At 73.0% G+C, this 15,361-nt stretch carries 13 protein-coding genes; 11 read left to right on the top strand and 2 right to left on the bottom strand.

Features of this window, described 5'->3' with window-relative positions:
- Positions 1-164: 164 nt before the first annotated feature.
- Positions 165-719: a hypothetical protein gene (locus WMF45_RS32510; RefSeq protein ID WP_437708927.1), complete on the top strand. Its 555-nt coding sequence runs from the start codon at positions 165-167 to the stop codon at positions 717-719.
- Positions 720-756: 37 nt separating this feature from the next.
- Here the strand turns inward: WMF45_RS32510 and WMF45_RS32505 are convergent, their stop codons facing one another.
- Both WMF45_RS32505 and WMF45_RS32500 read right to left on the bottom strand, forming a co-directional pair.
- Positions 757-1,266 (bottom strand): hypothetical protein, encoded by a 510-nt coding sequence (locus WMF45_RS32505; protein WP_437708926.1) that lies wholly within the window; start codon positions 1,264-1,266, stop codon positions 757-759.
- Between the two features lie 68 nt (positions 1,267-1,334).
- Positions 1,335-1,982 (bottom strand): hypothetical protein, encoded by a 648-nt coding sequence (locus tag WMF45_RS32500; protein ID WP_437708925.1) that lies wholly within the window; start codon positions 1,980-1,982, stop codon positions 1,335-1,337.
- A 280-nt stretch (positions 1,983-2,262) separates the two neighbouring features.
- On the opposite strand from WMF45_RS32500, the gene WMF45_RS32495 reads away from it, so the two are divergent.
- From WMF45_RS32495 to WMF45_RS32450, 10 genes are all read left to right on the top strand, one after another.
- On the top strand, positions 2,263-2,787 hold the full coding sequence (locus tag WMF45_RS32495; protein WP_437708924.1) for a hypothetical protein: 525 nt from the start codon (positions 2,263-2,265) through the stop codon (positions 2,785-2,787).
- Between the two features lie 8 nt (positions 2,788-2,795).
- A complete protein-coding gene (locus WMF45_RS32490) occupies positions 2,796-5,012 on the top strand; it encodes a type VI secretion system Vgr family protein (RefSeq protein ID WP_437708923.1) in 2,217 nt (738 codons plus the stop codon).
- The gene (locus WMF45_RS32485; protein ID WP_437708922.1) at positions 5,012-7,225 is read left to right on the top strand and encodes a type VI secretion system Vgr family protein; all 2,214 of its coding nucleotides are present in this window, start codon (positions 5,012-5,014) and stop codon (positions 7,223-7,225) included. Before WMF45_RS32490 ends, WMF45_RS32485 begins: the two co-directional genes overlap by 1 nt.
- Positions 7,222-9,471 (top strand): type VI secretion system Vgr family protein, encoded by a 2,250-nt coding sequence (locus tag WMF45_RS32480; protein ID WP_437708921.1) that lies wholly within the window; start codon positions 7,222-7,224, stop codon positions 9,469-9,471. The genes WMF45_RS32485 and WMF45_RS32480 overlap by 4 nt, the downstream gene beginning before the upstream one ends.
- 50 nt (positions 9,472-9,521) lie before the next feature.
- Positions 9,522-9,881, top strand: coding sequence for a PAAR-like domain-containing protein (locus WMF45_RS32475; RefSeq protein ID WP_437708920.1), 360 nt, complete (start codon positions 9,522-9,524; stop codon positions 9,879-9,881).
- A gap of 1 nt (position 9,882) precedes the next feature.
- On the top strand, positions 9,883-10,581 hold the full coding sequence (locus tag WMF45_RS32470) for a hypothetical protein (RefSeq protein ID WP_437708919.1): 699 nt from the start codon (positions 9,883-9,885) through the stop codon (positions 10,579-10,581).
- 92 nt (positions 10,582-10,673) lie between these two features.
- A complete protein-coding gene (locus tag WMF45_RS32465) occupies positions 10,674-11,477 on the top strand; it encodes a hypothetical protein (RefSeq protein WP_437708918.1) in 804 nt (267 codons plus the stop codon).
- Entirely contained in the window at positions 11,474-12,472 is a 999-nt protein-coding gene (locus WMF45_RS32460; RefSeq protein ID WP_437708917.1) for a type VI immunity family protein, read from the top strand. The genes WMF45_RS32465 and WMF45_RS32460 overlap by 4 nt, the downstream gene beginning before the upstream one ends.
- Positions 12,469-13,482, top strand: a complete 1,014-nt coding sequence (locus tag WMF45_RS32455; protein WP_437708916.1) for a DUF2169 family type VI secretion system accessory protein — start codon at positions 12,469-12,471, stop codon at positions 13,480-13,482. The genes WMF45_RS32460 and WMF45_RS32455 overlap by 4 nt, the downstream gene beginning before the upstream one ends.
- Positions 13,483-13,544: 62 nt before the next feature.
- A complete protein-coding gene (locus WMF45_RS32450; RefSeq protein WP_437708915.1) occupies positions 13,545-15,317 on the top strand; it encodes a hypothetical protein in 1,773 nt (590 codons plus the stop codon).
- Positions 15,318-15,361 lie beyond the last annotated feature (44 nt).

The following is a 15,361-nucleotide window of genomic DNA, read 5'->3' as shown; positions in this document are numbered from 1 at the left end:
GAGGGGGTTGCGCTGAAGCGGGAGCGCTGCCCCCGCGATGGCCTGCTCGAGGACGGCGTGGTACCGCCCGCTGGGCGTGACGATATCGTCGCGGTTGGCCATGCCGCCGCCGCGCCCAGCCCGGCGGAGCGCAGGGTCGGAAGCAAGGTCACGAGGTGGATTCGATGAAGGACGCACCCAGGGTGGATCTCTCTCCCCACGTCGAGCTACCGCCCGTCCCGCAGCTCCCTGGCGGCCCCGACCCGGCGCAGCCGGTGCCGCGATCGCCGGTCGAGGGCGTCGATCTCCCCACCTACGCGCGCATCTCCGCCGAGCTCGCCGAGGCGCCTGCCGAGCGGGCCAGGGTCCTCTCCTCGTACGGGCTCGACGAGATCCGCTGGATGGACGTCGAGAGGACGTGGCTGCTCCGCGTCGCGACCGCCGCGCTCAAGGCGGATCTGTCGCTCGGGCAGGATCTCGACCTCGCCTACGCCGCGGCGCAGGCGGCGCTCGGCCCGCCTGCGCCCGCGATGCCGCTCGAGGACTACGCCCGCCTAGCCGCGCGCATCGAGGCGGGCGAGCCTCCGGGCGTCGTGCTCGCGGGCGCCGGGCTCTCGCTCGCCGCCTACACCCGGCTCCAGCGCGCCTGGACGGCGCGGCTCGCGGCCGACCCGGCGCTCGCGCGGACCTACCGCGCGATGGTGGCCGCGGCGCGGCCCGGGCCGGACGCGCCCCGGTGAGCTGCCGGCGCGGCGGCGGCTCACCTCGCCGCGCCCGTCAGACCTCGACCTCCTCCGCCGGCGGCGAGAGCGCTTGCAGCACCTCGAAGAACCGCCTGGCCTGCTCCGGGTCCGCCGCCATCGCGCGCGCGAAGTGGCGCGAGAGCCGGAGGTAATCGGCGATCGACAGCCCGCGCGCCGCGAGCGGCTGCGCCGGCGAGCCGGCCGCCTGGATTGCGGCGACCAGCGCCGCATACCCCTCGACGTCCATCGCCGGCAGCGGCCTGAGCGCGTCCTGCGCCTTCGAGAAGGCGTCCGAGTAGACGAGGGGGATGCGCGCGCGCTCCGCGTGGTCCATCACGTCGTCGCCCATGCGTTGCGTCCAGTACAGCGTCGCCTCGTTCCACTGCGCTTCCGTGAGCCCGCGCGCCTCGATCACCCGCGCGAGCGCGCGGTCGCCCTCGGCGATCTCGGCGGAGATCTGCGCGTGATCGAACAGCGTCACGCCGTGCGGCGCGCCGCGGGCCGCCGTCTCCTCGTCGTCCTCGTCCCTGCCTCCCGCCGGCACCCGGGCATCGTCGCCGCCCCCACGGCCCGTGTCCAGCCCGCGCCAGCGCGCTGTCCGCGTGGGCCCGCTCAGGGCGCCATCGTGAACCGCAGGTCGGGCAGCATGGCGTTGAGCTCGTCGAGGACGACCTGGATATGGCGGCTGCGCACCTGACGGCCGATGTTCATCAGGCTGTCGGTATCGGCGAGGTGCGCGTGCCCGGCGCTGTATTCGTCGTCCACCGGCAGCGCGCTGCCGGCCGCCGTCGGCAGCGTGTGCCCGAACTCGTGCGGTAGCGTGTAGAACCGGCTCCTCGTTTGATTCGCGGCGTTCCCGACCGCGTGCGGGATCCCGTCGAGGTGATCGAGCTGGATCCGGCGCGCGCCGAAATCGACCCAGCTCCGCGGCGAGGGGGTCCCCGGCGCGAGCTTCTTCACGTTGACCGTCCAGTGGCCCCCGGAGAGGACCCACCGAACGTCGAACTCGACGGGGAGGTCGCGCGCTGGATTGCACAGCGGGTGCGCGCCCGTCGGCCGGACCCGGAGGCGGCGGCTCCACGTGCCCCATACGTGCCTGTCGACGGTGCCGTGGAACTGCCGCCGTTCCCTCAGGGTCCACGGCCGGGCGCCGGGGTCGATTTGCCAGACATAGCGCCACTCTTCCTGCACGAAGATGTGCCCGGTTCGAGTATCGAGATCGATGACTCCCCAGGTCGCGCGGCGGACGATGTGGCCCATGGCGACATCGATGGTAGCGCCGGCCCCGCCTCCGGGTCGATCGCCTCGCTGCGCGCCCTGCGCCCGGGGCCTGGCCGGGGTTGAACGGCGCGGGGCGACGCGGGAAGCATGGCGTCATGCAGGCACGCTGACGTCCCGCCGCTCTGGAAATATCCCTGGATGAAACCTGCCGTTGCCCGTGTCGTGCGCGCCTTTCGACGGGTGTGTGGCGGCGCGCCTCGTGTATCCTCGGGTGGATAGAGCGAGGCGCGAGGCTTCTTCAGGAACACAGGAGGACCGCATGACGGTGCGAGCGAAGCGGGCTGCGGCGGTGCGAGCGATCGACGTTCCTCCCCGCCCGGCGGGCGCGCCGGCCGCGGATGCGCCGCCCGCGTCGCAGGAGCAACCGGCGCCCGCCGGGCTCCTCGCCGCGCGGCTCGTCGCCTTCGACGCGCAGGCCCGCACGGCCCGGCTGTCGCTCGGCGGCGCCGAGATCGACGCGGCGCTCGACGAGGCGCTCTCGCCGGCCGTGCTCGCCACGGCGCTCGTCCGCGGCGAGCGGCTCGTCGTCCAGCGCGAGGGCGAGGGCTGGGTCGTGCTCGGCGCCCTGCGCACCGCGCCGACGCCCGGCGTCGACGAGGGGGACGAGTTCCTCATCAAGGCGCGCCGCGTGCTCGTCGCCGCGGAGCACGAGTTCGCGATCGCGAGCGGCGCGGCGAGCCTGGTCGTCCGCGCCCATGGGCTCATCGAGACCCTCGCGCACGACATCACCGCGCGGGCCTCGGGCATCCACAAGATCGTCGGCCGCATCATCCGGCTCAACTGAGGCCGACGGTGGAGCAACTCCTCTCGCTCTCTCTCGAGTGCGGCGCGATCCCGGGCGGCCTCGCCGCGACCTCCGCGGTCGTCGTGGAGGCCATCTCGCAGCCGACCCACGCCACGGTCGAGCTCGTCGGCCCCGACGACCTCGACCTCGAGCGGCCCGTCGGCGAGAAGGCCCACCTCTCCCTCGCCATCGACGGCGCGTCGGTGCGCCATTTCCACCTTGTCGTGTCCGCTGTGCGGTTCGACGGGGTGCAGCACGGCCACCAGCGCCGCTATGTCGTCGAGCTCGTCCACGAGCTCTCGCTCCTGTCCCTGCGCAGCGACGTGCGCATGTTCCAGGAGAAGGACGCCAAGACAATCGTGTCCGAGGTGCTCGAGGGCGCCGGCGTCCCCGCCAGCGACGTGGCGTGGTCGCTGCAGCGCGCGCTCGGCAAGCGCACGTACTGCGTCCAGTACCGCGAGACGGACCTGAACTTCGCCTCGCGGCTGCTGGAGCACGAGGGCATTCATTACTTCATCCACGACGACAGCGGCGGGACGCACGTCACCTTCGCCGACGCGCAATCGAGCTTCCCGCCCATCGAGGGCGTCGCGCAATGGTCCATCGTCGAAGGGCGCGAGCACGGCGCGGGCGTGCTCGATTTCGAGCTGGAGACGATCGCGACGCCCGAATCGGCGGCCGTCGGCGATTACAACTTCGAGACGCCGCAGATCGACCTCACGTCGTCCCACGCCGGCGCGGCGTCGCCGCGCGGCGAGCGCTTCGAGTACGCCGCCGGCCACAGGACGCCGGACGAGGGCGCGGCGCTCGCGAAGATCCGCTGCGAGGAGCTCCTCGCCCGGGCCCGCGTCGGCACCGGCCACAGCGATCGCTGGACTTTCCGCGCCGGCTCGTGGTTCGAGCTCGAGAACACGGCCGCCGCGCACCTGTCGCAGAAATACCTGCTCACCTCGGTGCGGCACGAGATCGTGAGCCGCGGGCTCGACGGCGACGACAGGCGCTCTTACGTCAACCGCTTCACCGCCACCCCGCACGCGGCCACCTTCCGCCCGCCGCGGGCCGCCGCGCGCCCGCGGCTCCGGGGCGCGCATGCCGCGGTCGTCACGGGGCCCGGCGGCGAGATCCACACCGACAAGCTCGGCCGCATGAAGGGCAAGTTCTTCTGGGACCGCCTCGGGAAGGACGACGACACGAGCTCGTGCTGGATGCGCGTCGTCCAGCTCCCCATCGGCGGATCCATGGCCCTCGCGCGGATGACCTGGGAGATGTCGATCGCCTATTTCGACGGCGATCCCGACCGGCCCATCGCCGTGAGCCGGATGTACAACGCCGAGAAGGCGTCGCCCTACGCCTATCCGGCCGCGAAGACGCGGATGGCGCTCCAGACCGCGTCGAGCCCGGCGAGCGGCAAATCCAACGAGATCCGGATGGAGGACGGCGGCGGCGGGCAGGAGCTCTTCGTCAACGCGTCGAAGGACTTCGACGGCCAGACGAACAACAACAAGACCGAGAAGGTGGGCGTCGACGAGAAGGTGGAGGTGGGCGTCGACGAGGAGATCACGATCGGCGCGAGCCAGACCGTGTCGATCGGAGCGAACCAGACCGCCACCGTGGGCGCCGACCAGGGCGTCCAGATCAAGAGCGATCGCACCGTGTCGATCGGGGCGTCCGAGACCGTGACGGTGAGCGGCAACATCAGCCAGCTCATCGCGGGCAGCGACACCGAGACGACCGGGGGCAGCCACACGACGCTCGCGGCGCTCGGCATCGACAAGACGGCCACGTCGAGCTACGCGCTCACGGTCGGCGGGTCGATGATCTCGGCGGCCGGCATGGGCGTCTCGGTCGCGGTGGCGGGCGCCAAGTCCGAGACGGTCGGCGGCGCGAAGATCACCGCGTCGGGCGCCTCCGTCACCGAGTCCGTCGTCGGCGCCTACGCCGCGACGGTCGGCGGCGCGTGCGTGCACGCCGCGGCCGCGAACCGGGTCGGCGGCACGAAGGGCCCCGCGGCGGTGACGGTCGGCGGCCTCATGTCGATGAACGCCGCGGGCAAGATCGCGATCAACGGGGAGAAGATCAACATCCTCGTCGGCGGGGTGGCGAACCTGCTCGGCGGCGGCGGCGTGCTCACGCTCACGCCCGCCTCCGCGAGCTTCGCGGGCCTCATCACCCTCGACGCCTCGGGGAGCATCAAGATCTCCGGCAACCCGAACCTGGTGGGCTGATGGCGCGCGTCGTCGAGCTCTCCGTGGACGGCGCCGCGCTCGAGGTCTCGCGGCTGACGGGCACCCTCGCGCTGTCCTGCCCCTTCGAGCTCTCGGCCGACGTGTTCACGCAGGGCGGCGCGCTGCGCCCCGGCGATCTCCTGGGCAAGCCCTACGAGCTCGTGCTCACCGACGGCTTCGGCGCGGCGCTGCCCGTCCGCGGCGTGGTCCTCTCGGCCGTCCGCCACGTCGGCGACGTCGTGGAGGGCGCGCGGCTCGAGCTCACGCTGGGCTCGCCCGTCGCGGCGCTCACGATCGGGCGCGACAGCCGCGTGTTCCAGGAGATGACGGTCGTCGATATCGTCAAGAAGGTCCTCGAGCGCGGCGAGGTGACCGACGTCGAGTGGCGCACGAGCGCGCCGTACGCGAAGCGGCCGTACACCGCGCAGTACCGGGAGAGCGACTGGGACTTCGTCCAGCGGCTCCTCGACGAGGAGGGCATCTATTACTGGTTCGAGCACGAGGGCGGCGCGACGAAGCTCGTCCTCGGCGACGACTCGACCGCGGCGGCGCCGATCGACGGCGGCGCGGAGCTCGCGTACAGGGACGACGCGCTGCTGCTCGAGGCGGAGGGCGCCGTGTACCGGGTGACGAAGCGCGCCGCCGTGGCCCACGAGGCGGTCCGCCTCCGCGATTGCAACCACGAGAAGCCGCGCCTCCGCCTCGACGAGAAGGCCGGCAGCGGCGCGCGCGAGCTCTACGACTTCCCGGGGCGGTTCGCGGTGCCGGCCGACGGGAAGCGCCGGGCGCAGGTCCGGCTGGAGGCGCTGCGCGCGCGCCGCGTCGTCGTCGCGGGCGAGACGACCACGACGCGGCTGCGCGTCGGCCGCACCTTCGATCTGGCGGAGCACCCGGTGGAGGGGCTCGACGGCAGCTACCTCGTCGAGCGCGTCACGTACATCGTCTCGGACCAGCGCGGCGCGTCGGCCGGCGAGAGCGAGCCGGTCCGCCTCGCGTGGGTCGCGATCCCGAAGGCGACGTCGTACCGCGCGCCGCGCCGCGGGCCGGTCACGCGCGATCCGGCCGGCCCGGAGACAGGCGTCGTCGCGGGCGCGCCGGGCGAGGAGATCCACCCCGACAAATCTGGCCGCGTGCGCGTGCAGTTCTACTGGGATCGCGAGGGCCAGCGCGACGACAAGGCGTCGACGTGGATGCGCGTCGGCCAGTTCGCGCTCGGCGGCTCGATGGTCCTGCCGCGCGTCGGCTGGGACGTGCTCGCGCACCACGCCGAGGGCGACATCGATTCCCCCCACGTGAGCGCGCACCTCTACGACGGGCGGTTCCCCGTCCCGTACGGCCTGCCCGGCAACAAGACGCGAACCGCGTGGCAGACCGCGACGACGCCGGGCGGCGGCTCGTCGAACGAGATCCGGTTCGAGGACAAGAAGGGCAGCGAGGAGATCTTCATCAACGCGTCGAAGGACATGAACGTCGTCGTCGGCGATAACAAGATGGAGAAGGTCGGCGTCGACCTGGAGGAGACGATCGGCGCGAACCTCGACGCGAAGGTCGGCTCGAACCGCAAGGTCGGCGTCAAGTCGAACCAGGACGTGACCATCGGCGCCGCGGAGTCGCTCACCGTGTCGGGCGGCCGGTCGGTGGTCGTCGGCGGTGCCGAGACGACGACGGTGGGCGCCTCGCGCAGCGTCACCGCGATCAGGGGGTCGAGCCTCGACGCCAAGGGGGGCCGCACGGTGACGATCGGCGGGACGATGATGGCGATCTCGGCGCTCGGCGTGAACCGCCTCGTGCTCGGCACCGCGAACGTCACCGTGGGCGGCGCGTGGGTCAGCGCCGCGGCGACCGGGCTCGCGACCCTGACGGGCGGCGCGTGCGCCGAGACGGTCGGCGGCGCCAAGATCAACGCGGGCGCCGCCGGCTGCGCCGTCTCGGTGAAGGGCGCGGCCGCCGAGACGGTCGGCGGCGCCTACGTCATCGCCGCCGGATCGAACGTGGGCGAGAGCGCGACGTCGCGGCTCGCCTTCACGGTCGGCGGCGCGATGCTGGCGAACGCGCCGACGATCGAGATCGAGGCCGAGAGCGAGATCTCGCTCCGCGTCGGGGGAGCGTCGCTCACCGTCAAGCCGTCGAGCGTCGAGGTGAAGGCGCCCGCGATCGCCGCGCCCGGCGCGACGATCACGAAGAAGGCCTCGAAGATAGAGCACAACGGATGAGCGACGCGACCTCCCTCCACCAGGCGTTCTTCGCGGCCGAGGGGCTGCCGCCGGAGCTCGCGCGCGTGCGCAGCATCGTCGCCCACGAGGGGCTGAGCTTCTCGTACCAGGTCGAGGTCGAGCTCGAGCTCTCCGCGCCCGACGTCGACCCCGGCGGCTGGATCGGCGCGGGCGCGACGGCGATCGTCGCGCCCGGCGAGGGCGGGGCGCCGCGGCTCTTCTGCGGCATCGTCACGCGCGCGCGCGAGCGCGCGAGCCGCAGCGAGGCGCGCCGGATCGCGGTCACGCTCGAGTCGCCGCTCGCGGTCCTCCGGTGGACCACGGATCACCGCATCTTCCAGGAGCAGACGACGCAGGAGATCGTGACGGCGCTGCTCGAGGAGCGGGGCCTCGACGCGTCGCGCTGCCGCTGGCGGCTCTCGGGCAGCTACCCGAAGCGCGAGGTGTGCACGCAGTTCGGCGAGGACACGTTCACCTTCGTCTCCCGCATCCTCGAGGAGGACGGCATCTTCTATTTCCACGAGCACGGCGACGACGGCGCGATCGTCGTCTTCGGCGACTCAAGCGCGGCGTACACGGAGCCGCAGCCGCCCGCGGAGGTCCCGTTCCGGCCCGAGAGCGGGCTCACCTCGGGCCACGCCGTCACCGCGCTCGCGCTGTTCGAGCGCGCCCGCCCGGCCAAGGTCACGCTCCGGGATCACGACTTCAAGAAGCCCGCGCTCGATCTCGAGGCCACGGCGAGCGGCGAGGCGCCGCTCGGCCGCGAGCACTACGATTACCCCGGCCGCTACGTCGACCCCGCGGAGGGCGCGCGGCGCGCGCGGATCCGCCTCGAGGCGCTCGACGCCGCGTCGCAGGGCGCGCGGGGCGCGGGCACCGTGACCTCGCTCGCGCCGGGCCACACCGTGACGCTCGCGGACGTGCCGGAGCAGGCGCTCGAGGGCGAGTGGGTCGTCCGCGAGATCGAGCACGTGTGGGAGGACGCGCCTGCGGCGGGCCCCTCGCCCGGGGCGGGCTCCTACAGGAACCGCTTCCACCTCCTGCCGAAGGACCTCCCGTTCCGGCCGCCCGCGTCGGCGCCGGAGTGCGACGTGCCGGGGCCGCAGCTCGCGACCGTGACCGGCCCCGCGGGCGAGGAGATCCACACCGACGCGTACGGGCGGGTGAAGGTGCAGTTCCCCTGGGACCGGCGCGGCGAAGGCGACGAGAAGAGCTCGTGCTGGGTGCGCGTCGCGCAGATGCACTCGAGCGGCGCGGTGGCGATCCCGCGCGTCGGCTGGGAGGTCGTCGTCGATTTCGAGGGGGGCGACCCGGACCGGCCGATCGTCCTCGGCCGCGTCTACAACGGCAAGTACGGCCCGCCGTACAAGCTTCCCGACAGCAAGACGCAGTCGGCGCTGCAGTCGTCCTCGAGCCCCGGCGGCGGGGGCCACAACGAGATCCGCATGGAGGACGGCGGGGGCAGCGAGCATGTCCACGTCCACGCGGAGAAGGACCTCAACGTCGTCGTCGCGAACAACAAGACGGAGAAGGTCACGAACGTCGCGACGCTCGGCGTCGGCTCGAACCACAAGCAGACGGTGGGCGCGAACGCCACGCTGGACGTCGGCGCGCAGGAGGAGACGGAGATCGGCGGATCGCAGACGATCTCGATCGGCGCGTCGCGGACCGAGACCGTGAGCGGCGATGAGAAGGTCGACGTCAAAGGCTCGCGCTCGCTCACGATCGGCGGCAGCCACACGACGATGACGCCCATGTCGGTCAGCGCGAGCACGCCGGCGTCGTTCAGCGAGACGGTCGGTGGCAGCGCCGTCGAGGCGGCCGCGCTCGGCGTCGGGATGGCCGTCGCCGGCGTCACCAGCATCACCGTGGGCGGCGCCGAGATCGCGGCGTGCGCGACCGGCGCGAGCTCGTTCACGCTCGGCGCGCACGCGACGACCGTGGGCGGCGCCTTCATCTCGGCGAGCGGCAAGGACGTCGCGATCAACGTCGGCGGCGCCAAGGCCACGACCGTCGGCGGCGTCTGGGCGGCGCAGGCCGGCGGCGACATCGCCATCTCGAGCGGCTCGACGCTCAACATCACCGTCGGCGGCGCGCTCTCGATGAACGCCGCGTCGATCGCGCTCAAGGTCGGCGGATCCAACGTGACGATCTCCGCCGGCTCCGTCGTCATCAAGTCATCCACGATCAAGCTCACCGCGACCGGACCTCAGCCCGAGCTTGCCCCCATGGTGGCGGACAAGTAGCGGAGGCCTCCGCCGCGCACTGCGATGGACCTCGAACGAAGATGCCTCTCTTGAACCAGAACAAGATGTGCGCGAGCGTCGCGTCGGTCCACACCTCGGTCGCGTCGGGGCCGCTCGACGTCTGCAAGACGCCGACCCCCGGCGGCCCCGTCCCCATGCCGTACCCCAACGTGGCCGTCTCCTCGACGATGGGTCCGGGGTACACGACGAAGACGCTCAGCATCGCGACGCCGATGTGGACCAAGAAGGGGAAGAGCGCGCTCTCGAACGGGGATCAGCCGGGCGTCGCGCTGGGCGTCGTCAGCAACAAGATCATGGGGATGGTCGCCATCCTCATGGCGTCGACCGACGTGGAGGCCGAGGGCGGCGGCGTCGTGCGGACCGGCGACAAGTCGAACGGGAACATCTGAGATGGCCGTTCAGACCCCTGAGCAGCTCGTCCACGGCGGAGGCGGGCTCGCGGCGTCCGGCCTGAAGGACGTGATATGCCAGGCGTTCCGCGAGGCCGTCGACGAGCATTGCTCGAAGCCGAAGGGGCAGCGCGGGTCGTTCAACAACAAGTTTTACGACAAGCTCCGGCGCCACAACCCCGATCTGGCAGGCCGCATCCAGCGCGAGGTGCCCGTCGTCTTCGGCGGGGCCGCCGGATCGGCGGGCCAGCTCGCGGCGAACCTGACGAACGCGCCCGGACCGGCCGGGGCCGCGGCGAACGCGGTCCTCGCCGCGCACCAGGCGGGCGTGCGCGCCCTGGCGGGGCCGGGCGCGACCGCCGTGACCGGCGCGCTGGCGAACCCCCGCATCCCGGGCGGCCCCTGGGGGGTCGTCGGCCTCGCCGCGATGGAGGGCCTGCGCCGGGGCGCGCCGCTGTTCGATCGCCTCAAGTTCGCGCTCTTCCGCCTGATGAACCGGGGCGTCCGGGTGAAGTTCCCGGACGGGCTCATCGGCCGGCAGGTGATCGAGATCAAGGGCCCTGGCGACACGATGAGCAAGGGGCAAGCGAAGGATTATCAGGCGTTCAGCAAGCCGGACCCGCCGATCGTGCCCAGCTGCGAGTCGTGCGCTCCGGCCAACTGCGTCAACAAGAAGACCGCCAACGGGGGATGCAAGTGACGCGGCCGCCGCGCCCGGGGCCAGGAGGGCGGCCTGGCCGGCCCTCGACGGGGTGAGCGCCGCGGTCGAGATCCGCCACGTGAGAGGGACCGGTGCCAGTTCTCTATGACATGGAGTTTGCCGCGGGCGGGTTGCTCGTCGCGTACCGCGCGAGCCCCGAGCCGCAGGAGCTCGACATCGAGGTGGCGACGGAGGGCACGGCCGAGTTCCCGATGTCGCTCGCCTCGCTGCGCGCGCTCATCGAGGCGATCAACCGTGGCGCCGCGGGCGGGGCCGTCTTCGACCCCCTCCTCGGCGCGGCCGAGCGCCTCTCCTGGCCCCCGGACGACGGCGGCGTCCTCGGCCCGTCGTACCGCTGGACGCTGCGCGTCGCCGGCGTCGCGCCGCTCTTCGTCCGCAACATCGTCGAGGAGCTCCGGCGCGTGGGCGCGGACCGCCCGGTGACGCGGATGAGCCTCGTCGGGTCGCTGCCGCTCGACGGCAGCGCGATGTCGGTCCGCGAGGGCCTCGTGCGCTCGTGGCTCGACGACCGCGCGGCGTACCTCGAGGCGTGGCCGCACCGCGAGTTCCCGGTGCACGCCGAGCCGGCCGATCATGTCGCCGACCTGCGCATCGAGCTCGCCACCTCGATCACCCCCGAGATCCGCGGCGAGCTCGAGGCGACGAGCCTGTGGTGGCTCAACTGCATCCGGAACTACGTCTCGGAGGACGGGCTCGAGGTCGTCATGAATCCCTCGAAGACGTTGCCCACGTTCGGGTCGAGCCGCACCGAGTTCCGGGCGCATTACGCCGAGTTCCTCTACAAGCGCGCTCCGTCGCGCGCGGCGCTCGAGAACCTCCTTTACCGGTTCCACCGGACCGTCGCGCCCATCGCGCGCGTCGGGCTGACCCTATGATCCACGACCCCGCGCCGGAGCCGCTCGCGCGGCTCGCCGACAGGACGCCCATCGTCTACGGGGCGCTCGGCGCGATCTTCCACCTCGAGCGGCTCGCCGCGGAGGACGAGGCGCGGCTCGACGAGGTCAACGAGCTGGTGTGGGGCTGGATCGGCCCCGCGCTGGCGCACGTGTCGCTGTCGTGCGCCGATCGCCCCGAGCCCGTCCGGCGCGCGCACCTCGATTACATCGCCACCCACGCCGCGAACCTCGGTGTCGCCCCGGTGCCCGGCGGCGGGCCGGACGATCAGAAGATCTCCGCCCACCTCGTGCGGCTCGGGCGGGACGAGATGTCGGTCGTGTGCAGCGGGGCGCGCGACCCGTTCGAGGCGTCCCCCACCTCGTACCGCTTCTGGGCGGAGATCGGCGACCTGCGAGAGGGCTCGGACGCGCTGAGCCTGCCGGTCCACGCCGTGCTGCACCTGACCGTCCCGGAGACATGGCCGCTCGCGGACTTCCACGCGCGGATCTGCGCGATCGCGGCGAAGCTCCGGCTCCGCTGGGGGGCCGCGGGGTACACGTTCTCCGACTGCGAGGCGCAGAACTCCCAGGCGCCCGCGGCCGCGATCTACGCGCACGCGCGCAGGTACTGGGGATATGACGTCGCGGAGTACGTCAGGCTCACCGAGGCGTTTTATCGCCGCATTCGCACCGTAAACTGGCTCACCTGGCTCGGGCCGTCGATGCTCGACGAGCTCGGGACCCGGGGCGGCCTCGGCGCGTCGCGCCTGTCGACCCAGGCGGCGTCGGGCGACGGGGTGGTGATCCAGGCGGGCGGCGCGCCCGAGCGCGGCGACGTGAACCGGCGGCAGGTGCCGCCGGCTTACCGGGAGGTCGACGCGCTGGTGCGCCCGCTCCGCGCGGCGAGCGGCGTCGATCTGCCGTTCTTCGCGCCCTGGGACGAGGGCTCGATCGAGCGCTGGCTCCGGCGCTTCGAGGTCGCGTCCGGGCCATGATCCGCATCATCAACCAGACCCCAGGCAAGCACCTCGCGGTCCCGGTCAAGACGAAGGACGGGCGCGATCGGCTCGCGGTGATCATCAAGATCACGTTCCGCGTGGACGCGCGCGGCGGCGTCGCGATCGATCCGGAGGGGCCCGCGCCGTACCTGGCCGACGAGTTCAACGGCCCGGACGCGGCGAAGGCGAGCATCCGCAAGCCCTCCGATCTCTTCGACGAGAAGCCCGGGACCGACGTGCTCCTGATCGGGCACGCCCACGCGCGCTCGCCGGGGCAGGCCAGGCACGTCGACGTGTCGCTGCGGATGGGCCCCATCGCGAAGACGGTCCGGGCGTTCGGCGAGCGCGCGTGGACCCACGGCGTGATGGGCGGGCTCGCGCCGGGGCCGGCGCAGCCCATCGTCGAGCCGGTCCCGCTCCTGTACGAGCTCGCGTGGGGCGGCCTCGATCTCTCCGACCCGGAGCGGCCGTTCGGGGAGCCGAGGAACACCGTCGGACGCGGCGCCGTACGCGACGCGCGCTCGCTCGTCGATCAGCCGGCCGCGCAGATCGAGGATCCGGCTCACCCGATCGGGGGCTGCCACAACGTGCCTGCCGGCCTCGGCGCCATCCACCGTCACTGGCAGCCTCGCGCCTCGTATGCGGGCACGTACGGCCCGGAATGGATGGAGACGAAGATGCCCCTCTTGCCGGACGACTTCGACGATCGATTCCACGTCTGCGTGCCCGAGGACCAGTGGTCGCCGGCGCCGCTGCGGGGCGACGAGCCGATCGAGATCACCGGCGCGACCCCGGGCGGCCGGTGGGCCTTCGCGCTGCCGCGCGTGCACCTCGGGTTCACGAGCTTCGCGCTCGGCACCCGCGCCGAGCACCGCACGCACCTCGATACGGTGCTGATCGACGCGGACGCGATGCGCGTCGAGCTCACGTGGCGCGCGGCGATTCCTTTGCCCAGGAAGTACGAGATGTTAGAGTGGGTCCACGCGGTCCATAAGCGGGTGGTGTGACCGCCGCGGGCCGCGGGGATGCCGTCGGGACCCGGACGAGGGGCGAGGAGGAGGAGCGTGGGATGGCGCTCGTGAACACGGCGGACGCTGCGGGCGTCGAGGCCGCCTGGCGCGATTTTCTGGCGAACGACGTCACCGTGCAGGCGTTCGGCGCCGCGACGAGCCGCCGCCGGCTGCTCGGTGAAGCGCCGCTCTCGCGCACGGTGCACGTGGCGCTCTCCGGGGAGGGCAAGGACGCGCGCGCGGCGGCCGATACGCTCGCGGAGACGATCTCGGGGTGGGGTTCGTTCGCGCTCCTGCAGGGCCTCGTCGGGACGGCGTTTACGCGGCAGGGCCGGTACGACGACGCGCTCCGCGTGCACCTGACCGCGTTGCGCCTCACGCCGCGGTGGCACCCCACCTCGGTCTACCGCGTGCTCGACGCGGTGGCCGACGACCTCGTGCACCTCGGCCGCTGCGAGGAGGCCGCGCGCTTCGCCGAGCGCGCGCTCGAGTGGGATCCCACCAACCCGGAGGCGCTCGTGACGCTCGGCGTGGCGCTGGCCGGCGCGGGCGATCGCGGCCGCGCGGGCGGCGTCCTCGCGTACCTCGCGTCCTCGGGCTACTCGGAGGGGTTCCTCCGCGGGCTGACGGGCGCGCTCGGCGGGGAGGGGGCCACGGCGCCGCCGTACGCGCCGGACCTCGCGAAGGTCCCCGCGCTGTCGGACGACGCGTGGCTGCGCTTCTGCGCGGTGAACGCCCTGAACCCGTTCACCGAGGGCGAGGAGCAGCGGCGGGCGCACGCGGTCGCCTGCCTCGCCCGCGGCCGCCTCGACTACGCGCTCTTCGCCACGCGCCAGGCGCCGAAATGGGTCACGGACGACTCGCCGATCGACGGGCGCGTCTCCCGCGCCTGGGCCAAGGCGCGCGAGGCGGCCATCGCGTCGCTGGGCGCGGGGCGCGCCGCCGCGCTGGAGCTCGAGCGCAAGCAGGACGGGCAGTTCGGGGAGGAGTCGGAGGAGCGGTTCGGGTTCGCCGACGCGTGCGTCGAGCGCGGCGACGCCGAGCCGCTCGCCGCGATGCTCCTCGACCCGAGCCGGGAGGTCGTGCTCTACGCGGCGCGCGCCCTCGTCAAGCTCGGCCGGACCGACCACGCGCCGCTCATCGAGGCGATGGCCGCCGGGGAGGCGGCGCTCGGGTGGGACGACCTGCCGTCGGCCACGAAGGTGCTCTCGGCGATGAAGCGCGCCGGCGGCGGCGCGAAGAAGAAGCCCGCCGCGAAAGGGCAAGCCGCGCGGCTCCGCGGGCGCGCGCTCATCGAGAAGGTGACGGAGGCGATCGCGGGCACGGGCGCGATCCCGGACCCGCGGCCGGTCCCTGCGGCGAAGCTCAAGAAGCTCGCGTTCCCCAACAAGAAGAAGCTGTCGCCCGGCCTCGCGGCGTTCCTCGAATTCGACGCGGGCTTCCTCCGGCTGTTCGAGGATCCGGCGTCGCCCCGGTTCGCGCCGAGGACGCTCCGGCAGATCGCGGCGGACGAGCTCGACCCGATGCTCGCGGGCATGTTCGAGGGCGTCGAGAAGGCGCTGCCCGGCGAGGCGTACGTCCTCGGCGCGCAGGACGGCGAGTCGCGGGACGTCCTCTACGTCGGCGAGCCCGACGCGGCCGGCGAGTACCCGGTGCTCGAGATGCGCACCGATCCGCCCGAGATCCGCCTCGCGTACCCCGGCGTGGACGTCTATCTCGCGCACCTCTTCGAGGTCGTCCCGTTCGACCCGGACAAGAACCCCGAGGACGCGCGCCTCCTCGAGGGCCATCGCAAGCTCGACCTGGGCCGGTGGTCCGCGGCGCTCGAGTGACGCGGGGGCGCGCGCGCCGGGACGAGCCGCGGGAGGGAGCGAGC

Origin of the sequence: Sorangium sp. So ce448 (assembly GCF_051520915.1) — a bacterium.
Taxonomy (GTDB): Bacteria; Myxococcota_A; Polyangia; order Polyangiales; family Polyangiaceae; genus Sorangium; species Sorangium cellulosum_B.
Note: the sequence above shows the minus strand (reverse complement) of the source record. Positions and strands in the feature narration are given on the sequence as shown.

Bases quoted from the DNA above. Each gene is read 5' to 3' on its own strand.
- WMF45_RS32510 (WP_437708927.1), top strand. From the start codon at position 165: ATGAAGGACGCACCCAGGGTGGATCTCTCTCCCCACGTCGAGCTACCG.
- WMF45_RS32500 (WP_437708925.1), bottom strand. From the start codon at position 1,982: ATGGGCCACATCGTCCGCCGCGCGACCTGGGGAGTCATCGATCTCGAT.
- WMF45_RS32495 (WP_437708924.1), top strand. From the start codon at position 2,263: ATGACGGTGCGAGCGAAGCGGGCTGCGGCGGTGCGAGCGATCGACGTT.
- WMF45_RS32485 (WP_437708922.1), top strand. From the start codon at position 5,012: ATGGCGCGCGTCGTCGAGCTCTCCGTGGACGGCGCCGCGCTCGAGGTC.
- WMF45_RS32480 (WP_437708921.1), top strand. From the start codon at position 7,222: ATGAGCGACGCGACCTCCCTCCACCAGGCGTTCTTCGCGGCCGAGGGG.
- WMF45_RS32470 (WP_437708919.1), top strand. From the start codon at position 9,883: ATGGCCGTTCAGACCCCTGAGCAGCTCGTCCACGGCGGAGGCGGGCTC.
- WMF45_RS32460 (WP_437708917.1), top strand. From the start codon at position 11,474: ATGATCCACGACCCCGCGCCGGAGCCGCTCGCGCGGCTCGCCGACAGG.
- WMF45_RS32455 (WP_437708916.1), top strand. From the start codon at position 12,469: ATGATCCGCATCATCAACCAGACCCCAGGCAAGCACCTCGCGGTCCCG.
- WMF45_RS32450 (WP_437708915.1), top strand. From the start codon at position 13,545: ATGGCGCTCGTGAACACGGCGGACGCTGCGGGCGTCGAGGCCGCCTGG.